Source organism: Leucobacter sp. G161 (assembly GCF_001482305.1).
Classification (GTDB): Bacteria; Actinomycetota; Actinomycetes; order Actinomycetales; family Microbacteriaceae; genus Leucobacter.
Genome location: NZ_LOHP01000087.1, coordinates 1 through 20,670, shown reverse-complemented (window position 1 = coordinate 20,670; position 20,670 = coordinate 1). Strand labels below are relative to the sequence as shown.

Below are 20,670 nucleotides of genomic sequence, written 5' to 3'. Positions count from 1 at the left end.
ATTGATGTGCGGTTTGATGGGGTGGATCGTCGTCTGGATGCGATTGATGTGCGGTTTGATGGGGTGGATCGTCGTCTGGGCGCGATTGATGTGCGGTTTGACGGGGTGGATCGTCGTCTGGAAGCCATTGATGGGCGGTTCGATGGCATCGACCGCAGCTTTGATGCGGTCGCGGGCCGGTTCGATGCTGCGAACGGACGAACCGACCGGGTCCTAGATCGGATCGATCTGGTGCAGACCGTGCTGGGTAGCCGCATGGATGGCGTTCGCGACGGTGTGAGTGAACGGATCGACCAGGTACAAACCACGCTCGCGGCCAGAATCGATACCGTGCATATTGAGCTTCTCGGACGCATCGATGGGGTCCGCATAGAACTCGGAGATCGGTTCGATCGCTTCGACGGCCGCCTGGATGTGGTGTCTTCGCAGATCACGCAGAACCTGCCCGGCTTCGAGCGGCTGCGACCTGATCAGCGCCAACCAGAGCTGACCGGGCCTGAGCCAACCACGCAGGAGGTATGACGGCGCTGGCCGCGCGAGGCACCACTCCCGCGCGGCCACCCTCACCTACGCCGTATGCTCACTCGGCAGCCCGCGGAACCGTCTGCGATGCTGCCCGAAGCAGAGGCTTGGTGGCAAAGAGGGCAAGCACGACGAGCATAATTCCGGCGGCAACCGAACCGAACACGACGGCAAGTGACAGCGGCGCAACGACAATCGCAAGCCCGATCAGCGGCAGTGCGAGGACCCCCGCGAGGACTGCTGAGCCGAGGGAAGCAAGCAGCAGCGGCAGCATCGTGGCCTTCCGCCTGGCTGCGTCTTGCACCCCGAACGGGGTACCCATCACAGCGAGCGACTGTGAGATATCCCGGCGGTCGAGGATCTGCGCGGCCTGACCGACACCGACCGAACACGCGACCATCACGAACGACGCGATCACCGTAATGATGATGCCCGTGCGAATGTCCGCGACCAGAAACGCGTCGGCCTCGTTCCCCGAACTCCCGACGGTGTCGAGTAGTGCGACTCCGGAGCCCGCAAAGACCGCCATGAAGCTTGCCATCGCGACGCCCGACACCTGGCGCCACGCAGTCCGGGGCGACTCCAAGACCTGTCGTGCGGCGAGGAGATCGGCAGGGCGCTGCGCGCGCTTCGCTCGTGACCTCCCGAACATGCCGAGCACCCATGCCCCGATAAGGTCGAGGGCTAGCAGCGCAATGGCGAACGCGAAACCGAGCGCTCCGATCATGGCGATGATGCCTCCGAGTGAGCCAACACCGTTGATCATATTGACGACGACGATGGCGACCAGGATGCCAACTACAGCCAGCAGGGCCTGCAGCCAGGCCAGCTTCGGAGCTTGCTGTTTGAGGGCGACGCCGAGGGGGGAGATGACGACGCGACGCAGCCCGAACACCGCGCTCAGCGCGGCGATAGCGGTCACCCCGAGCACCACGAGAAGCGCATGCAGCGGCGGGAGTGCGACGCCTACCGCGCCCAGCGCTTCGCCGCGGAAGTGGATGAGACCCACGAGAGGTGTTGCAGCGTACGAGAGCGCGACCCCGAAGAGTGCGCCGAGTAGCGCGACACCCGCGGCCTCGATGATCGCGAGGAAAGCGGTGGAGCGGGCTGTCATGCCAAGCAGTCTGAGCACAGCGAGGCGGTCGTCTCGGCGCCGCGCCGACAGCCTGGCTGCGGCGTTTCCGAGCGACACGAGTGGAACCACGAGGAGTACGAGCGCGAGTGCCGTGCAGAACCAGTACAGCGGGGCGAGCTCGTCATCGTAGCCCCAGAATGTCTGAGCTCCGCCGAGGACGATCGCGAGCAACGCGGAGACGCTGGCGAACGCGACGAACGGCAACAGAATCCCTGCGGCGCCCTGACGGCTCGGCCGGGAGAGCAAGGGAAGTACGTGCAGAATCATGATTGTGCCCCCGTCCCGGCTGCGCCTGACGCCGGGAAACCGGTCGCCGTGTCGGCGACGATTCGCCCATCGGCAAGCGTAACGATTCGCTGGCAGCGCGCCGCAACCTGCGGATCGTGCGTCACGACAACGAGGGTGCGACCGCTGCCCGAAGTGGTGTGCAGCAGCGCGTTCATGACATCTTGCGAGGTTGTCGAGTCGAGCGCTCCCGTTGGCTCGTCGGCAAAGATGACGCGGGCGCCGGTGACCTGCGCGCGTGCGATCGCGACGCGTTGCGCCTGACCGCCCGACAACTGCCCGATGCGCCGCTCTTCGAGTCCCGCGAGCCCGAGAGCTGCGAGCCACTGGCCGGCCGGGACGAGGGCATCACGCTTGGACATGCCATTGAGCATGAGCGCGAGCGCGACGTTCTCGCCTGCGGTGAGTTCGGGAATGAGGAGGCCCTGCTGGAACACGAATCCGAACTGCTCGCGTCGCAGCTTGCTGCGCTCGCCGTCGGAGAGCGCGCTGATGGGGTGCCCGGCGAAGCCCACGGACCCGGCATCGGGTGTGAGGATGCCTGCGAGCATGTGGAGCAGCGTCGTCTTGCCCGATCCCGATGCCCCCATGATGGCCGTGGCGGTTCCTTCGGCGAGTGTGAGCGAGACGCCGTCGAGCGCCCGGGTGGCGCCGTATTGCTTGGTGAGCCTGTCTGCGTGGAGGATGAGATTCGTCATATCACCCACTTTCGTCGTGAAGCGACGGAGGCGCGTCGGCCCGCGGTGCCGAGGCTGTAGTACCCCGGTACCCGGGAGATTTCAGAAGACGGTAAACTGCGAGGCGTGTCTGAACTGAACGAACGTACCGAGCTCATGGCCAACCAGCGCATCGACGACAGCTTCCCCACCCTGTGGGACGAGCTGGAGTGGCGCGGGCTGATCCACGTATCGACGGACGCTACGGCGCTGTCTGAACTGCTTGAGGGCGAACCGTTCACCTACTATTGCGGCTTCGACCCGACCGCGGCGAGCCTGCACCTGGGCCACCTCGTGCAGCTGCTGCTCATGCGTCGGCTGCAGCTCAAGGGACACATGCCCCTCGGGCTCGTCGGCGGGTCAACCGGCCTCATCGGCGATCCGCGCCCGACTTCGGAGCGCACGCTGAATTCACGCGAGACGGTCTCGCAGTGGGTCGACTCGCTGGGCGAGCAGGTGTCGCGCTACCTCAGCTTCGAGGGCGATAACGCTGCGCGCCTCGTGAATAACCTTGACTGGACAGCGCCGCTGAGCGCGATCGACTTCCTCCGCGACATCGGCAAGTACTTCCGCGTCGGCACGATGATCAAGAAAGACATTGTTGCCAAGCGCCTCGACTCCGACGAGGGCATTAGCTACACGGAGTTCAGCTACCAGATCCTGCAGAGCCTTGACTACCTCGAGCTCTACCGCCAGTACGACTGCAAGCTGCAGTCGGGTGGGTCGGACCAGTGGGGCAACCTCACGAGCGGCACGGACCTTATCCGTAAGGCGGAGGGCGCGAGCGTGCACGCGATCGGCACCCCGCTCATCACCAACGCCGACGGCACCAAGTTCGGTAAGAGCGAGGGCAACGCGATCTGGCTGAACCCGGAGATGTGCTCGCCATACGCGTTCTACCAGTTCTGGCTGAACCAGGCCGATGCCGACGTGATCGACCGCCTGAAGGTGTTCACGTTCCTGACGCGTGCTGAGATTGCGGAGTACGAGACCCAGGTCGCGGAGGAGCCGTTCAAGCGTGCAGCGCAGAAGCGGCTCGCGCTCGAGGTCACCTCGCTCGTGCACGGCACGCAGGCGACACAGGGAGCAATTGATGCATCTGCTGCGCTGTTCGGCCAGGGCGAGCTCACCGCGCTCGACGAGCTGTCGCTTGCTGGTGCGGTCTCCGAGCTGCCGCATGCTGACGGTGCAGCTGGCATGAGCATCGCTCAGTTGCTCACCGATGCCGGCCTCGTGAAGGGGCTCGGCGAGGGCCGCCGCGCGATTGCACAGGGCGGCGTCTACGTGAACAACGTCAAGGTCGAGGCGGAGGACGCCGAGCTCGCTGCGGTGGATCTGCTGCACGGCAAGTTCGCTGTGCTGCGCCGCGGCAAGAAGACGCTGGCGGCCGTGCGCGCGTAGTCGCGTTCGCGAAGACCGGGGGTGGGGCGCCGTAGCGGCGGCCCGCCCCCGGTTTGGTGTTGTGGGGTGGTTTTTCTCATGCCAGGGAAGATGCATACAGCTCAACCCGAGGCGCGCCCTGCGCGTTAGATGATTCCTCTATGCGCCAACTGGGGTGAGCCCTCGCGCTGCTAACGTCTCTCGCTATGGAAACCCCTACACAGCGCCGTTGGGTGAAGCGAACGATCATTGGCGGAGTACTCGTGCTCGCCCTCGCAGGGACCGCGTTTTTCGCGCTCGCGCCAGGCATCGCCGAGAAGAGCATGAACGAAGTGACCGGGGATCCCATTCCCGAGGTGACCGCCGCTGCGCGCACGCTGCACGCAGAGCTCGCGGTGGCGGATCTGCACTCGGACACGCTCATGTGGGATCGCTCGCTGAACACCCGGGCGGATCGTGGGCACGTGGACGTGCCCAGATTGCAGGACGGGAACGTCGCGCTGCAGGTCTTCTCATCTGTGTCCAAGTCGCCGAAGGGGCAGAACTACGACTCGAACACGGGCGACACCGACAACATCACGCTGCTGTCGGTCGCGCAGCTGCAGCCGCCGAAGACCTGGTTCTCGCTGCTCGAGCGATCGAAGTATCACGCAGACAAGTTGCAGCGTGACGCGGCAGCCTCGGACGGCGCGCTGCGCGTCATCACAAACCAGCAGGAGCTGCAACAGCTCCTCACGGATCGTGCGGGGGGAGACCCGGTCATCGGAGCGCTCTTCTCGGTGGAAGGGCTGCAGAATCTCGAGGGTGACCCGAAGAACCTCGATGTGCTCTTCGACAAGGGCATGCGCATGGCCGGGCTCACACACTTCTTCGATAACGAGCTCGCGGACTCGATGCACGGCGTCGGTAAGGGCGGGCTCACCGACATGGGCCGCGCGGCGGTTGCGAGGATGCAGGAGATGGGGATCGTCGTCGATGTCGCGCACGCGAGCCACCCCGCGATTGCCGAGGTGCTCGAGCTCTCGACGAAGCCCGTCGTGGCGAGCCACGGCGGCGTGCAGGCAACGTGTGACGTGAACCGAAACCTGACGGACGAAGAAATCGTGGGCATCGCGAAGACCGGTGGTGTTGTTGGTGTCGGCTACTGGGACGCGGCGGTCTGCGAGCTCACCCCGGAGGCGGTGGTCGACGCGATCGACCACGTCGTGAAGGTCGGCGGTATCGAAACTGCGGCACTCGGCAGCGATTACGACGGGTCGACGGAAGTGGCGTGGGACACGAGCGAGCTCGCGATCATCACGCAGGAGCTGATGAACCGCGGGCACAGCGACGACGACATTCGGGCGATCATGGGCGGTAACACCCTGCGTGTGCTCGCCGAGGCGCTGCCAGCGAGCTAGCTGTTGAACTCCGACGAGTAGGCATTGAGAGCGAGCTGCCCGCCGAGGTGGGCGTAGAGCACGTTCGAATCGGCCGAGATGCGACCGTCGCGCACGAGATCCATGAGGCCGGCCATCGATTTCCCTTCGTAGACCGGGTCGACGATCACTCCCTCGAGGGATCCCAGCGAGGTGATTGCGTTGATCGTCGAAGTATCGGGGATGCCGTAGGCCGGTCCCTCCCACCCGGGGAGGATCGTGATCTCGTCATCGCGGAGCGCGCGCCCGAGGCCGATGAGGTCTGCGGTGTTGTTGGCGATGCGAGTGACCTGTTCGATGGTCTTGTCGAGGGTCGCTGAAGCGTCGATGCCGATGACCTTGCGCGGCCTCCCGCCCGCGTCTTCGAGTGCCGCAAAGCCGGCGATCATGCCGGCCTGGGTCGACCCGGTGACGGCACAGACGATGATCGTGTCGAAGAAGATACCAAGCAGCTGCTCCTGCTCGGCGACCTCCTGCGCCCAGTGTGCGTATCCGAGGCCGCCGAGCGGGTGTACAGAGCCGCCGGCGGGGATCGCGTATGGCGTCCCACCGTTGGCCTTCACATCGGCGATGGCTTCTTCCCAGCTGTCGCGGATGCCGATGTCAAAGCCGCGCGGATCGAGCCTGACGTCGGCGCCCATGATCCGCGAGAGCTCGATATTGCCGACCTTGTCGTTGACAGGGTCGTCCCAATCGACCCAGCGTTCCTGCACCAGACGGGCTTTCAGCCCGAGGTGGGCGGCAGTTGCGGCGACCTGGCGGGTGTGGTTCGACTGGACGCCGCCGATCGACACAATGGTGTCGGCGCCGGAGGCGAGGATGTCGGGAACGATGTACTCGAGCTTGCGCGTCTTGTTCCCGCCGAAGGCGAGCCCCGAGATGCAGTCGTCGCGTTTCGCCCAGATCTGCGCGCCGCCGAGATTCTCGGTGAGGCGCTGCAGCTTGTGGATGGGGCTCGGGCCGAAGGTGAGCGGGTAGCGCTGGTGGCCAGCAATCCCGGGTACGAGTGCGTGCGATGCGTTCACGATGTCTCCTTTGACTGCGAAGCGGCGGGTGAGGCCTGGATGCGGACCCATCCGATGTAGTATGCAATATATTGCGTGATACAGCATGCGTCAAGCGCATATCCTCGAATCACGACGACGAGAGTTGAGGCTGATGCCGGTTCCTTTACAGCGCGAGCTGCATGCGAGAACGCTCCTGCGCGATGACGTGTACCTGAGTCTCCGCGACGCGATTGTGCGTGGCGAGCTGCTACCCGGTGAGCAATTGCGTGATGCTGAGCTCAGTGCGTGGCTTGGCGTCTCGCGCACCCCCATTCGCGAAGCGATTCTTAGGCTGGCACGTGCGGGCCTCGTGGTTTCGACCCCCGGCCGGCTGACCGCGGTCGCGCCGGAAGACCCCCAGCGCGTGTTCTGGGCGCAGCAGATCGTGAGCGAGCTCCATGCGCTCGCGACGCGGATCGCGGTGGGTAGCATGCAGGAAGCCGACTATGCCGAGATGCTCTCGGCGAATGCGCGGCTGGGGTTGGCGATCGCGAACAGCGACGCGGGGGAGGCGATCCGCGCCGACGATGCATTCCACGCGGTGCCGGTACGTGTGGCGGGAAACCCACTCATCGCCGAACAGCTCGAGGGGGTTGCGCCGATGCTGCACCGCGCCGAGTACCTGCACTTCGGGGCGACGCCGGGGCGGCTCTCGCCCGATCGCCACGAGCGGATCGTTGCCGCGATGCGCGCCGGAGACGCGGAAATGGCCGCGGATCTCGCTCGCCGCAACTGGGAGAGCCTCGGCGAGTAGCGGGCGAGCGAGTTAGCGCGAGCCGCTCCAGGCGGCCGGCACGAGGATCCACGCGATTTCGGCACCGGTCGCGCCGGCCCGCCATGTGTGCGGGGTGCGGCCTGGGAAGGTGAGGGTGTCGCCCGGGGCGAGCGCGACTGTGCGATCGGAGAACTGCACATCGACCGTTCCCGACACCACGTGGAGCGACTCGACGTCGCAGCTGACGGTGTAGAGCTCGTCGCCGCCCGAGCCGTTGGGTTCGACGCTCGACCGAAGCACCTGCACGCGCTCTTCTGATCTCGGAGTGACGAGCCGCTCATCAGCGCCGATGCCACCCATGTTGATGCGGGGAGCGTCGGCGAGGGTGACAAGCTGGACGTCGGGTTCCTCAAACAGCGACCCGATGGGGAGCGAGAGTGCCTGGCAGAGTTGCACGAGTGTTGGCACGCTCGGCATGGTCTCGTCGCGTTCGATGCGGCTGATGAAGCCCTTGGTGAGGTCGGATGCGGCTGCGAGTTGTTCGAGCGTGAGGCCCTGCGCCTGCCGCGAGCTGCGGAGTTTCGCGCCGATCTGCACCTGGGTCTCGGCCGCAGTGGGGTGGATCGGTCGCACGGTGGCTCCTCTTTCGTGGCGGGCTCGGGGCTGGGTGTTCCACGCGTTGACGCTGCTGGACTCTCAGTCTATGCTGGAACGAAGTTCACTAATAGTGCTCAAGAGTTTACTATTAGACAACAAGTTAGGAGCAGTTACCCGTGACCGCACACACACCACAGGGCCCCGTCGACGCGAGCCTCACTCCCCGTTACGCCGGCATCGCGACCTTCGCGAAGCTGCCGCGCATCGAAGACGTTCCCGCGGCGGACATCGCCGTCGTCGGTGTCCCCTTCGACAGCGGCGTGAGCTTCCGGCCCGGCGCACGCTTCGGCCCCGCACACGTGCGCGAGGCATCGCGCCTGCTCCGCCCCTACAACCCGGCGCAAGACGTATCGCCGTTCTACGTGAAGCAGGTTGTCGACGCAGGCGACATCGTCGCGAACCCCTTTAACCTCGACGAGGCAGTCGATCAGGTGGAGGCAGCAGCAACAGAGCTCGGCGAAAAGGTCGACAAGATCGTCACCATCGGTGGCGACCACACGATCGCGCTGCCGCTGCTGCGCGCCATCAACAAGAAGCACGGCCCCGTCGCCGTCCTCCACTTCGACGCGCACCTTGATACCTGGGACACCTACTTCGGTGCACCGACGACGCACGGCACCCCGTTCCGCCGCGCCTCGGAAGAGGGCCTCATCGACATGACCGCGTCGATGCACGGCGGCACCCGCGGCCCGCTCTACGGCAAGCAGGATCTCGAGGACGACGCGATGCTCGGCTTCCAGATTGTCACGAGCGAGTTCATCGAGGAGCACGGGATCCCGGCGGCCCTCGAGAAGATCCGCACTCGCGTCGGTGACAAGCCGCTCTACATCTCGATTGACATCGATGTGCTCGACCCCTCGCACGCACCAGGCACCGGCACGCCCGAGGCGGGCGGATTGACGAGCCGCGAGATGCTCCGCCTCATCCGTGGTCTTGCCGACCTGCACATCGTAGGGGCTGACGTCGTCGAGGTCGCCCCGGCCTACGATCACGCGCAGATCACCGCGGTGGCAGCAAGCCACGTGGTGTACGAGCTCGTCAGCGCGATGGCTGCACGCGACTAACGCAACGCGTTACCGATCGGAGCTGGCCCCGGGTGTTGCGCCCGGGGCCAGCTCCGTGTCGAGGGCGGTGAGCGCAAGCAGGATCTTGGCGCGTTCAAGCGGGTCGTCGAGGTCGCGGCCAAGGAGCTGTTGAGACTCGGCGACCAGTCGCCTGACGGTATTCCGATGCAGGCCGAGATCGCGGGCGCTGCGATCCCATGAGCCGTGTTGCCGCAGCCAACTCGTGAGTGCTGTGCGCTGCTCGGCCTTATTCGCTGCGAGAAGCGGCGCAAGCCACTGCGCTGCGGCGACGCGAGCGACCGCGGGGTCTGCTGCGGCTGCCAGCGGCCAACTCGTCGAGTTCGGCTCCGCGTTGCCGTCGACGTGCCCGCCGATGTGGAGTGCTGCGCGCGCAAACTCCTCGGCCTCCTGCATTGCGGTCGGCAGCTCCAAAAACGCCCGCGGTTTGCTCACTGCGAGCAGCCACCCCAGCTGTTCAGCGTGCTGGAACTCCCCGGGAGTCGGCGGGCTCCCGACAAACGCGCGCAACTGCTTTGACCGGTGCTCGACAAACGGAGTGTGGAGGAGGTTTCGCAACCAGTTCGTGTCAGAGGCGACGGTCTCACCCGCCGGCACCGGATCCTGGCCAGCCGGGAGGCGAGGGTTGCGGATCGCGATGACCGCGTGCGCGGTTTTCGCTCCTCCCCCGAGGGAGTTGCCGACGAGCCGCGCAAACCGTTCACGCTCGGCGCCGATAATCTGCGAACCGTGCCGCTCCATGAGTAGCTGCATGATGAGCTGATCTACCGCCATCGACTGTGCGGCCGGAAGCTGGAGGAGAAGACCGACGAGGTTCGCGGCGAGCTGGAGCGCGGTGAGATCAATCCTGGTGAGGCGGGGCGACCGGCCGACCGCGAGAATTGCGGTGCCGTCGGCGTTCCGTCCCCGCGAGCTGCGCGGAGCAGCCTCATGCGCGGCGACTTCGTAGTCAACGCCGGCCACGGTGATCGCGGTGAACACCGCAGACGCGCCACTGCGAGATCCCCGGGGTCGGCGGAGCCGCTCATCGAAGTCTGCAAACAGATCCACGAAGTTGGCACCAGCCGGGGTTTGGCCGCCGAGATACAGCTCGTCACCGATGCGCAGTGCCGCCCAGCTGCCGCGGTCGGTCGCGAGTCGCTCCACGAGCCGTTGCGCAGGGCGATGCTGCAGCACGGCTTCTGTGAGGTGCCGCGCGAGCGTGTTCATGTGTTCGAGTGCGCGCGTGCGCTCGGTTTCCAGTGCCCGGTTGAGGGTGCTCGTGACGGCGGCGAAATAGATTGGCGGTGGCAGCACGATGAGTGGGAAGTCGGCGGCCTGGCAAGCGGCAAGGAGTGTTGGCGGAATCTCGGCGTGGACCGGTTCAAGACCAAATACGAGCGCGGGCACTCCTGCAGCGAGCAGTCGGTCAACGTATGCCTGGTCGTGCTCAGCATTGCCTGAGAAGGCGAGCCCGGTGACCAGGAGTAGATCGCCGGGCAGCATGTAGAGCCCCGGGTCCTCGAGCTCAATGACGATCGACGAGGCGACCGGCGTGCTCCTGATGCGTGCCGCGAGTCGCGGGTCTGCGTTGAGCGCGTCGGGGGAGGGGGACACGAGCTTTGCTTCGAGTGACGGCTCGTCAAGGAGCGTTGCGAGGGGGACCGTGGCGCGGTCAAGCAGTGTGGGGGTGGGATGCACGGTTTCTCCTCGACGTAAGATATTTCATCCTACCTGAGCTTGTATTCAGGATGAATTGCCGTCGTGTTCGACGTGAAACCTGAGTACCGTCCGTAGAAGAAACACGCAGTCGGCGTCGACACCACGGATCGGTGTCGATCCACACCACCGATCGAGGAGGACACTGTGGTCCTGGACTACATCATCATCGCCGCGTATCTCGCTGGCATTCTGGGCGTCGGCTATTGGGGCATGAAGCGCTCCAAATCGAAGAGCGACTATCTCGTCGCGGGCCGCCGGCTCGGCGGGTTCATGTACTCCGGCGCAATGAGCGCAATCGTCCTTGGCGGTGCATCGACCGTCGGTGGGATCGGCCTCGGCTGGCAGTACGGCCTTTCGGGTGCCTGGCTCGTCACCTGCATCGGTCTTGGCATTCTCGTGCTCAGTGCGTTCCTCGCGAAGCGGATCGTGAAGCTCAAGGTGACGACCGTCACTGAGATGCTTGACCTGCGCTACGGCGGATCGAACGGCCTGATCTCGGGCATCGTGATGTTCCTCTACACGCTCATGCTCACGGTGACGTCGACCCTCGCCTACGCGACGATTTTCCATGTGCTGTTCGGGATCTCGAACGTCTGGGGCGTCGTCATCGGCGGCTCGATTGTCGCTGTCTACTCGATCATGGGCGGCATGTGGTCGATCACGATGACCGACGTCGTGCAGTTCGTCATTAAGACCGTTGGCATGTTCTTTATGCTGCTCCCGATCGCGCTCATGACGGCGTCCGACGAGGCCGGCGGCTGGTCCGGTATCCGCGAGCGTCTCGGCGACTCGTTCTTCTCGCCGTGGTCGATCGGCGGCATGACTATCGTCACCTACGTCATCGTCTACACGCTCGGACTGCTCATCGGGCAGGATATCTGGCAGCGCGTCGTCACCGCGCGCACCCCGCGAGTTGCGAAGTGGGGCGGCATCGCCTCTGGCGTCTACTGCCTGCTGTACGCACTCGCCGGCGCGCTCATCGGCATGGCGGCACGCGTGTTGTTCCCGGAGCTCGATAACCGAGACGACGCCTTCGGACTCATGGCGCAGGAGATGCTGCCGCCCGGCGTTCGCGGCATCGTGCTTGCCGCCGCGCTCTCCGCAATGATGTCGACCGCCAGCGGGGCGCTCATCGCCTCGGCGACCGTCTTCACCACCGATCTCATGCCTGCCGCGCGCCGGCTCTTCGGGCTCCGACCCAAGCAGACGCAGCTTGAGGACGGCCACGTTGGCAGCGACAGTCTCGTTGCCTACCGTGTGACAATTTTTGTGCTCGCCGGCGTGACGATGTTCATCTCGACGCTCGTCACCGACGTCGTCGCGGCGCTCACCATTGCCTACGACATCCTTGTCGGCGGCCTGCTCGTCGCAATTGTTGGCGGCCTCTTCTGGCGCCGCGGGACACGGGCCGGAGCGCTCGCGAGCATGCTCGTCGGCACGATCACCGTCATCATCTCGATGTTCGTGTGGGGCATCCTCGCAAACGAGCCGATCTACTTCAGCCTGCTTGCGAGCCTCGTCACCTACATCGTCGTGAGTCTCTGCACGAAGCCCGTCGCGACCCAGGTCGTCGACGAGTGGACGCACCGGCTCAGCCTCGACGACCGTACCGCGGTCAACGATGTCGTCTACTCCGACGAACAGCGCTAATGCTCCGCGGGACGCCCCGCATTCCCGGTCTCGCGGAGGGCACGCCCGCGAGACCGGCTACCGTCTCTCTGAGTGCCTGCACACACAGTTCTTGAGGAGGAACTCATGACCACGCAGACCCCAGACACCGGCCAGCGCATCGGCGGTGACGTCGTGCTCGAAACGCTCATCGCGCTTGGAGCACGCGGCGTCGTCGGCCTGCCCGGCCAACACGCGCTCGGACTGTTTGACGCGCTCCGCCGCTCCGACCTCGCCTACCTCAGCGCTCGCGTTGAGAACAACGCCGGCTTTATGGCAGACGGCCTTGCCCGAGTCACCGGCGCGGTCGCCCCGCTGCTGTTGTCGACCGGGCCCGGTGCGCTCACCTCGCTCGCGGCGCTGCAGGAAGCGGCCGCATCGTCGATCCCCGTGCTCGCGATCAGCGCGCAGATCCCCGTCGCCGACCTCGGGGGTGGTCGCCACGGCTACCTGCACGAACTGCCGCAGCAGTCGGATTCGTTCCGCGGCGTCGTGAAGCACGTCGTGACGGTTCGCACGATGTCGCAGATCCCAACCGCGCTCACCGAGGCCTGGCGGATCGCCGCGGCAGCACCGCAGGGCCCCGTGCTCGTCGAGGTTCCCCAGGACATCCTGCTCGCTTCGGCACACGATGTGCCTGACCTGTCGGGCGCGGCACTCCCGCAGACCCCGGCCCCGCTCGCGCCCATCGCCGAGACAGTCGGTCACGCGGCCGAGGTGCTTGCCCGCGCAGAGCGCCCGGTGATCTTTGCTGGCGGTGGTGTGGTTCGTGCCGGTGCGCAGGCCGAGCTGGCCGCGCTCGCAGAACGACTCGATGCGCCCGTCATCACGACCTTTAGCGGAAAGACGGCGATGCCGTGGGGGCATGAGCTCTCAGGCCAGGGCTGGATCGAAGACATCGCGACGACCGAGTTCCTGGAGAGCGCCGATGTGCTCGTCATCGTTGGGAGCGGTGTCGGCGAGCTCTCGAGCAACTACCACACCTTCCGGCCTCGGGGCCGGGTCATCCAGATCGAGGCGGATCTGGGCAAGCTCGGATCCAACCATCCGGGAATCGGGATCCACGCCGACGCGAAGCTCGCCCTCGGCGACCTCGATCGTGCAGTGGCGGGCGCCGGTCGCGCGAGCTCCCCAGAGCGGCGCGCCAGCGCAACGGCACGCATCGCAAGTCTCCTCGAAACCGTGCTCGCGCGCGTCGAAGGCCAAGGGCGCGACGCCGAACTTGCGCTGGTGCGCGGACTGCGCGATGCACTCCCCGACGACACCCAGGTCTACTGGGACATGACGATCCTCGCCTACTGGGCATGGTCGGCATGGGACGGTCGCGGCTCTGAGTTCGCGTCGGCGCAGGGTGCTGGCGGGCTTGGCTATGGCTACCCGGCGGCACTCGGCGCCGCGTTCGGGCGCCGCATTGCGGGCGAGAGCGGATCCGTGCTCGCGGTGTCCGGCGACGGCGGCGCGCTCTACGGCATCGCCGAGCTCGCGGTCGCCGCTCAGCATGAGCTTCCCGTCGTGTGGCTCATCGTTGACGACGGCGGCTACGGCGTGCTTCGTGAATACATGGAGGGTGCATTCGGCGCAGCAACAGCGACCGAACTCACCCGACCGAACTATGTCCAGCTCGCGGAGGCCTTCGGCATCCCTGCCGAACACACGACGCTCGACGAAGCGCCTGCGGCGGTCGCCCGCGCCCTCGCGGCAGGCGGGCCTCGGGTCGTCGTCTTGCCGGCGGTGCTCGAGCTGTTTGCGCCCACCCATCTCGATCGCCTGGGCAGCGGCGACGAGAACGGAGCCGCAGCATGACCCGCCCGCTCGTCCTCTTCACCGACGAAACCGATCTCGATCCGGCGCCCGGCCGGGCACTCCTGGAGCGCGCCGGCTGCGACACGATGCTCGCCGATCTGCCGTCGACAGCCGCGGCTGAGCGGGCGCTGCCCGCCGGTGCAGAGCGTGCCGTCGCCCTGGTCGTCGGCTATGCACGCATCGATGCTGAACTCCTCGACCGGCTTCCGAACGTCGGCTTCATCGCGACGATGAGCGCCGGCTTCGACATGATCGACCGCACCGCCGCGGAAGCACGCGGCATCTGGATCGTGAACCTCACGGATGCTGCAACCGAGGAGGTCGCTGCACACGCGCTGACCCTCATGCTCGCGCTCGAACGGGACCTGCGCGGGAGCCTCGCGGTGACCGCTGCTGGCGGGTGGACCGACGACGTCACCGCCGTCCCGCGCAGGCTGAGCGGTCTCACGCTCGGACTGTTCGGGTTCGGCCGCATCGCGCAGCGCCTCGCCCAGGTCGCGGCGCCGAGCTTCGCGCGCGTGATTGCTCACGACCCCTTCGTCACCGCGCCGGTGCACGGGGTTGAACTGGTCGACCGCGACACCCTGATTGGGGCAGCTGACGTGCTCTCCTTGCATCTTCCGCTGACGGCAGACACTCACGGCGCGATAGGCGCACAGACCTTCGCCGCGATGCGACCGGGGTCGAGCCTCGTGAATGTTTCACGTGGTGAGCTCGTCGACCCTGCCGCGCTTGCGGCCGCCCTCGACTCAGGGGCGATTCGCGGGGCAGCCGTTGACGTGCTGCACGGTGAACCGCCGGCCGCCGACCACCCGCTGCGGCGCGACCCGCGCGTGCTGGTCACGCCGCACGTCGCGTTTCTCTCTGACGGATCGCTCGAGCACTACACACTCGATCCGGCGCGCAATGTGCTCTCGTGGCTTCGTACCGGTGCGGCCGCGCGCGCCGCGGTCACGGGTAGGGAGACGACCCCGCTGCTGCCAGCAGCACACTAGTGGCCGCCCCGAGCTGGTCGCAGCCGCCCGTCGGCGCTGCGACCAGCTCGGGGGTTCCCGCCTGGCGCGGGCTATCTCCCAAGCCTGCGGCGCATACACGCCCAGGCGCCGCGCATCTCTTGGTTTTTCAGCGCGAACAGCGCCCCCGCGTACACGATGCCCATGAGCGAGACGATCGCGATTGCGCTCACCAGGGCGGGAAGTACACCGCTGAGCGCGAAGCTTCCGAAGGTAATCCCGCCGAACGCCTGCAGCAGGGCGATGCCAGCGCCCAGCGCAAGCAGTCCGCCGGCCATGCACTGTACGAGAGCGCGTGCGATTGAACGGCCCCCGATCTCGCCGAGGCGTCGCCGGAGTACCAGGAAGGTGATGACCAGCTGAATCCAGAACAATAGGTTGGTGCCGAGTGTGATGAATGCCGTGGCGGTGCCGGAGGGGAGCATGAAGCTCGTCGCAATTGTCGCGAGGGAGCCGATGGCGATCACCAGCTGGATGAGGAATGGTGATTTGGTGTTGCTGTAGGCAAAAAACGCGCGGTTGAACACGAACAGCAGGCTGAAGGCTACGGCCCCAGTGGCGTGGCAGGCCACCACAATCATGACCGGGTACAGCGACTCAACCCGTGCCCCCGACATGAGCACGCGAGTGATGGGGCCGGCCAACACGGCGATGACGACCGCGCAGAACGTGATTGCTACGACGGTCAACCGTGACAGTGTGACAAAGTCACGCTTGAAGGGGCGAGTGTCACCCCGCTCAGCGGCCACGCTCATGCGCGTAAACCGCGAGGTCACGAGCGAAATTACGATGATCGAGTGGGGGAGCACGGTGACGAGCGAGGCGAGCTGCCAGGCAGCGATGCCGGCCTCGTTCCCCGCGGCCCGGTTCATCGCCTGGTTGAGCAGCAGCGCGACAATCTGCGACACGAGTACTCCGAGAAACGTCCAGCCGCCGAGTCTTGCGGTCACGCCGAGCCCGGTGCCGCGGAAGTTGAAGTCGGGTCTGAACGTGACCCCCGCGCCGCGAAGAAACGCGAACAGGGTGATTGCCTGCAGCGCGACACCGAGGGTTGCTGCGCCAGCGAGTAGGGCGGTGCCGCCCGCTGGCCAGTTCGCGACGGTGCGTTGGCCGTTGGGGTCGACACCCATGAGCCAGAGAAACACGACGAGCCCGCCGATCGAGACCACGTTGTTCAGTACGGGTGTCCACGCGTACGGGCCGAAGCGGCTCCGGGAGTTGAGCACCTCGCCGAGCACGGTGTAGAGCGCAAAGAAGATGATCTGGGGGAGTAGCCAGAACGCGAACCCCGTCGCCAGGCCGAGTTGGCCCGGCGCAGACCACTGCGAGCCCAACCATCTCATGAGCGTTGGGAGCAGCCCAGCAATGAGCGCGCAGAGAGCGACCGAGCCCGTCAGCGTGAGGGTGATGAGCTTGTTGACGTATTCGGCACCGCCGTCAGCGCGCAAGCTTGCGCGCGTGAGCTGCGGCACCAGCACGGATGACAGCACGCCGGTGGCGACGAGCGTGTAAATGACGTTCGTGACCTGACTTGCGGTGCCAAACGCGTCGGCGGCGATCCCGGTCGAGCCGATGGCGGCAACGAGCAGCATGCTGCGCCCGAGCCCCAGCATGCGTGAGAGCAGCGTGCCTGAGGCGATCCGCACGCTCGCGCCTGCGGCATTGGGGGTGACCATTGGATCAATATACCCATCGCCCTTCCGCAGTATCGGCCTCGCCGCATAGGCCGTTGCGTGAAAGACGAACGGGGTTCCGCGCTGCATGAGCAGCGCGGAACCCCGTCTCCTTCGGTGCGAGTTAGCGGCGCCAGACGCCGAAGACCTGTTCACTGCGCGCGATCGCAGCTTCCTCGGCTGCCGTGTCGCGGCCCCGGTTGAACAGGTAATACGAGACACCCGAGACGAGCAGCCCGACCGCGAATGCGAAGTCCGCCCCGTCGAGCGCCTTGGCGATCGGCCCGGTGTAGAACGACAGCGAGAAGAACGGGATCATTGCGACGAACCCGAGTGCGTATGAAGCGAGTCCCCGCCACGCCCACTTGCCGTAGACGCCGTGCTGCGGGTTGACGATGTCGGTGAGCGCGTACCTGCCGCGGCGCACGAGGTAGAAGTCGACGAGGTTCACAGCCGACCAGGGCACGAGGAAGTAGAGCATGAGCCCGACGAAGCTGTTGAAGCTGTCGACGTAGTTCTCTGGAATGGCGAGCGCGATGACGAGGGTAATGATGCCGACGATGGTGAGCGCGATGACGCGCATGCGCACGGTCGGTTTCACCGGCGTGAAGCCGTCGATCGCACTTGCCCCCGTGAGCATCGCGCCGTAGGCGTTCACTCCCATGATCGAGACGAGCGCGAGCACCGAAACGAGCACCGCAACCGTGCCAAAGCCGGGAAGGATCATGTCGCCGACCTCGCGCAGCGTGCCGATCGGGTCGGCACCGGGGATGTAGCTTGCGAGGATCGCGCCGAGCGACATCAGCCAGATCGCTGAGAGTCCGGCCCCGGCGTAGACCGATGAGATGAGCTTCGGCGCAGAAGCGTTTACCGGCAGGTAGCGGGTGTAGTCCGAGACATAGACGGAGTAGCTGATGTTGTAGCCAGCGGAGAGGGAGAACTGGATGAGGAATGCGGAGGTGCTCCAGCCCGCGGTGGCCGCGGCTGCTGCCGGATCGATGGGCGCCGCCGAGAAGTGGATGACCGCGAACACGGTGATGACGAGGAAGACTGCGACGAGCGCGTAGGTGAGCCACCGCTGAATGAAGTGCAGCAGGTCGTGGCCAACGACGGCAATAACAATCGAGAGCGCGATGATGACCGGGTACCAGAACCACGTTGCTTCGGAGTACACGCCGATGCCCTGCGTGACGAGAATCGTGTCGAACACGAGGAACCCGATGTAGACGAAGACCGTGGCGATGAAGGGAACGACCGCGCCACGGCTGCCGAACTGTGCGCGGGACTGGATCATCTGCGCGAGGCCCATCGTCGGCCCCTGGTTCGCATGGAACGCCATGAAGAACGTGCCGAAGCCCGCGCCGAGCGCGACCGCCAGCACCGTCCACCAGATACTCAGCCCGAGACTCGGGCCGGTGAACCCAATCACCATCGTGGTGAGCACGAAGTTGCCGGTAAACCAGAAGGGGCCCTGATGCCACACCTTCCCGTGTCGCTCGGCGAGCGGCACGACGTCGATCGAGCGGGTCTCGATCACGCCGGTGCGTGGCGTCGAAGTGTCTGCAGACATCATTATCCTTACTTCAGTTGACCCGCTACCGTTGCGGGACATCGTGTATGCGCGGCGGTGTGCCGCGGGCATGGTTAGCGTGCGAAGCGCCCGTAGAGGTCTTCGCGGCGGTCAGCGAACACGTCGCTGTACTCCGCGATGAGTTTCGTTTGGCTGGCCGCAAGGTCAATCTCCGCGAGGATCGTGACGGGGGCGTCGTCCCGATCCGCCGCGGTCTCGTCAGGCCCGTGAACCCGTCGAGCGTCCGCTGCGTGGTCGGTGAGCGCGAGCGGCCAGCCGTCGGCATCGACAATGACCGAGGCTGACGACCACTCGACCCCGCGTTCCCGGCCGGAGCGATCGCACGCAGCGATCGCGACGCGATTCACCGAGGCCCCCGCCTGGACGCGCACGACCTCGCCCGGTCGTTCGCCGATTGGCCGGTCAACACTCGGCCAGTTCACCGGAGCACAGATGAGTTCGGCGCCCTGGAGCGCAGCGATCCTCACCCACTCTGGGAACTCGAGGTCGTAGCAGATCATGACGCCTACCCGGCCGACCGGAGTATCGACGACGGGTGGGAGATCGTCTCCGGGGGTGAAGATGAGTCGCTCGCGATCCCACAGGTGCACCTTTCGGTACACCACGGGGTCCCCGTCAGGCATGAGGAGGGCAGCACTGTTGAAGGGAGCCCCGCCGGGATTGGTCTCTGCAAACCCGGCGACAATGACGACGCCGAGTTCGGTTGCGGCGGCCTGCCACGAGCTGACCGCGAATCCATCGGCTGGTTCGCTCGCCGCCGCCGCCTCTGCCGTGTCGTTGAACACGTAGCCGGAGCTCGCGAGCTCCGGAAGCACGATCACGGTTGCTCCCTGCGCGGCAGCATCCGCAATGAGTTCGAGCGAGCGCTGCACGTTCGCGCGCACCGCGCCGACGATTGGACTGAACTGGGCGCATGCCACCAGTGCCATGACGAGATCCTTCCGTGGATTACCGCGTGTGCGGATGATTCCGAAGCCTACGTTGCCCGACAAGATCTCGCGAACGAAAAAGCACGCAAATTAACCCATGAATAAGAAGTTGTGCACAGGCTTGTCAACATGTGGATAAATTAGGGGATAATCGGTGCATAAGAATAAGAAATTGTGCATAACGTCGAGATCGGTTTGGGGGTGTCATGGCTGCGGAGGTGTCACAGGGCGCGCGACGCGCGGTACTCAACGCCCTGCAAGAAGACGGACGTGCGAGCTACTCGCATCTCGCTACCCACCTCGGCCTATCCCGTCGACATGTCACGCAGATCGTGCAACACGCGATCGACACCAACGAACTTCGCCTCACGGTTTCGATCAGCCCAGACCTCCTTGCGCTGAAGCGCTTCGCTTACCTGCAGGTCGCAGTGGAGGGAGCCGTCGAGCCGGTGCGTAGAGCGCTCGTCGAGCTGCCTGAGACAACGTTCGTCGCTGATGTCGCCGGGACATTCCCCATTGACGTGGAAGTGCGGGTGGGCGCCGATCCACACCTCAGTGAAGTGCTCGCCGCAATCACAGAGATCCCGGGAGTGCGCAGTCTCCGGACACACCTGTACGAGAGCATCGAGGTGAACCGCTACTCCCCACTGCAAATGGGGCACACCGACTTCAAGGTCGACGCAGCCGACCGGGCGATCATCGCGCATCTGCAGCGTGATGGGCGGGCGAGCTTCCGTGAACTCGGCGAAACAGCCGGACTCTCGGCAGGCGGCGCGCGACTGCGCTTCGAGCGGCTCAATAGTGCCGGGGCCGTCAAGGTCGTCGCGATGCCGGTTCGTGACCATCAGCGAGAAACGCCCTCTATCGGAATGGGCATCCGCACGAAGGCGTCGACGAAGGAAGCGCTCGAGCTCCTACATGCTCTCGAACCCGAGTTCCTTGCGGCAACGATCGGAAGCTACAACTTCGTCGCTACCTTCTCGCGGGAGTCGGCTCAGGAACTCATCGCGGTCACCGACCGCCTCCGGGCAGACCCGAGCATCACCGCGGTCGAGGCTTGGGCAAACCTGCGTGTACTCAAGGAGCAGTACGGCGAGGGGGACAAGCTCGCCGTCACGGAACGGGGCTGAGACACGCCCGGCAAAGGAGCAACATCCATGCCACGACAGGGATCCGCGGATCCCGAGCCGGGTGGATTTGTGCTCCCCGAGGGATCCGCGTAGTGTTATCACTCGTTGGCCCGGACGGAAACGGACAGGCCGCGAGAATCTCTCACACAACGCCCCCAGCTTGAACCGGGTTATGGTTCGTAAAGCGGGTAGGGAAAATGGGATTC

General features: G+C 65.6%; 16 protein-coding genes and 1 pseudogene. 9 read left to right on the top strand and 8 right to left on the bottom strand.

The window, feature by feature from the left end; all coding sequences use genetic code 11:
- Nucleotides 1–522: pseudogene (locus AUL38_RS17455) on the top strand (hypothetical protein); the annotation flags it as partial.
- A gap of 58 nt (nt 523–580) precedes the next feature.
- Here AUL38_RS17455 and AUL38_RS15395 read toward each other — a convergent pair.
- A complete protein-coding gene (locus tag AUL38_RS15395) occupies nt 581–1,924 on the bottom strand; it encodes an FtsX-like permease family protein (protein ID WP_059063484.1) in 1,344 nt (447 codons plus the stop codon).
- Complete coding sequence (locus tag AUL38_RS15390) at nt 1,921–2,640, bottom strand: ABC transporter ATP-binding protein (protein ID WP_059063482.1); 720 nt, start codon at nt 2,638–2,640, stop codon at nt 1,921–1,923. Before AUL38_RS15390 ends, AUL38_RS15395 begins: the two co-directional genes overlap by 4 nt.
- A gap of 135 nt (nt 2,641–2,775) precedes the next feature.
- On the opposite strand from AUL38_RS15390, the gene tyrS reads away from it, so the two are divergent.
- Nucleotides 2,776–4,059, top strand: coding sequence for a tyrosine--tRNA ligase (gene tyrS / locus AUL38_RS15385; RefSeq protein ID WP_083506956.1), 1,284 nt, complete (start codon nt 2,776–2,778; stop codon nt 4,057–4,059).
- 185 nt (nt 4,060–4,244) lie between these two features.
- Complete coding sequence (locus AUL38_RS15380) at nt 4,245–5,438, top strand: dipeptidase (protein ID WP_059063478.1); 1,194 nt, start codon at nt 4,245–4,247, stop codon at nt 5,436–5,438.
- Here the strand turns inward: AUL38_RS15380 and AUL38_RS15375 are convergent.
- On the bottom strand, nt 5,435–6,481 hold the full coding sequence (locus AUL38_RS15375; protein WP_235590754.1) for a 1-aminocyclopropane-1-carboxylate deaminase: 1,047 nt from the start codon (nt 6,479–6,481) through the stop codon (nt 5,435–5,437). The two genes, AUL38_RS15380 and AUL38_RS15375, sit on opposite strands and share 4 nt — an antisense overlap.
- 133 nt (nt 6,482–6,614) lie before the next feature.
- Between AUL38_RS15375 and AUL38_RS15370 the strand changes: the two genes are divergently transcribed.
- A complete protein-coding gene (locus tag AUL38_RS15370) occupies nt 6,615–7,256 on the top strand; it encodes a GntR family transcriptional regulator (RefSeq protein ID WP_059063476.1) in 642 nt (213 codons plus the stop codon).
- A 12-nt stretch (nt 7,257–7,268) separates the two neighbouring features.
- Here the strand turns inward: AUL38_RS15370 and AUL38_RS15365 are convergent, their stop codons facing one another.
- A complete protein-coding gene (locus tag AUL38_RS15365; RefSeq protein WP_059063474.1) occupies nt 7,269–7,850 on the bottom strand; it encodes a helix-turn-helix domain-containing protein in 582 nt (193 codons plus the stop codon).
- 140 nt (nt 7,851–7,990) lie between these two features.
- Between AUL38_RS15365 and speB the strand changes: the two genes are divergently transcribed.
- The gene (gene speB / locus AUL38_RS15360; RefSeq protein ID WP_059063472.1) at nt 7,991–8,938 is read left to right on the top strand and encodes an agmatinase; all 948 of its coding nucleotides are present in this window, start codon (nt 7,991–7,993) and stop codon (nt 8,936–8,938) included.
- A 9-nt stretch (nt 8,939–8,947) separates the two neighbouring features.
- Here the strand turns inward: speB and AUL38_RS15355 are convergent, their stop codons facing one another.
- On the bottom strand, nt 8,948–10,636 hold the full coding sequence (locus tag AUL38_RS15355; RefSeq protein ID WP_059063470.1) for a PucR family transcriptional regulator: 1,689 nt from the start codon (nt 10,634–10,636) through the stop codon (nt 8,948–8,950).
- A gap of 165 nt (nt 10,637–10,801) precedes the next feature.
- Here AUL38_RS15355 and AUL38_RS15350 point away from each other — a divergent pair, with 165 nt between their 5' ends.
- From AUL38_RS15350 to AUL38_RS15340, 3 genes are all read left to right on the top strand, one after another.
- On the top strand, nt 10,802–12,307 hold the full coding sequence (locus tag AUL38_RS15350; RefSeq protein ID WP_059063468.1) for a sodium:solute symporter: 1,506 nt from the start codon (nt 10,802–10,804) through the stop codon (nt 12,305–12,307).
- 105 nt (nt 12,308–12,412) lie between these two features.
- Nucleotides 12,413–14,128, top strand: coding sequence for a thiamine pyrophosphate-binding protein (locus tag AUL38_RS15345; RefSeq protein WP_059063466.1), 1,716 nt, complete (start codon nt 12,413–12,415; stop codon nt 14,126–14,128).
- Nucleotides 14,125–15,123: a C-terminal binding protein gene (locus AUL38_RS15340; protein ID WP_059063464.1), complete on the top strand. Its 999-nt coding sequence runs from the start codon at nt 14,125–14,127 to the stop codon at nt 15,121–15,123. The genes AUL38_RS15345 and AUL38_RS15340 overlap by 4 nt, the downstream gene beginning before the upstream one ends.
- 71 nt (nt 15,124–15,194) lie before the next feature.
- On the opposite strand, the gene murJ is transcribed toward AUL38_RS15340, so the two are convergent.
- The 3 genes from murJ to AUL38_RS15325 all read right to left on the bottom strand — a co-directional run bounded on the left by murJ (nt 15,195) and on the right by AUL38_RS15325 (nt 19,334).
- Nucleotides 15,195–16,817 carry a murein biosynthesis integral membrane protein MurJ gene (murJ, locus tag AUL38_RS15335; RefSeq protein WP_059063488.1) on the bottom strand — a complete coding sequence of 541 codons (1,623 nt, stop codon included), beginning with the start codon at nt 16,815–16,817 and terminating at the stop codon, nt 15,195–15,197.
- Nucleotides 16,818–16,938: 121 nt separating this feature from the next.
- Nucleotides 16,939–18,384: a cytosine permease gene (locus AUL38_RS15330; protein WP_235590753.1), complete on the bottom strand. Its 1,446-nt coding sequence runs from the start codon at nt 18,382–18,384 to the stop codon at nt 16,939–16,941.
- A gap of 74 nt (nt 18,385–18,458) precedes the next feature.
- The gene (locus AUL38_RS15325) at nt 18,459–19,334 is read right to left on the bottom strand and encodes a nitrilase-related carbon-nitrogen hydrolase (RefSeq protein WP_059063460.1); all 876 of its coding nucleotides are present in this window, start codon (nt 19,332–19,334) and stop codon (nt 18,459–18,461) included.
- Between the two features lie 206 nt (nt 19,335–19,540).
- Here AUL38_RS15325 and AUL38_RS15320 point away from each other — a divergent pair, with 206 nt between their 5' ends.
- Nucleotides 19,541–20,464: an Lrp/AsnC family transcriptional regulator gene (locus AUL38_RS15320; protein WP_059063458.1), complete on the top strand. Its 924-nt coding sequence runs from the start codon at nt 19,541–19,543 to the stop codon at nt 20,462–20,464.
- Nucleotides 20,465–20,670 lie beyond the last annotated feature (206 nt).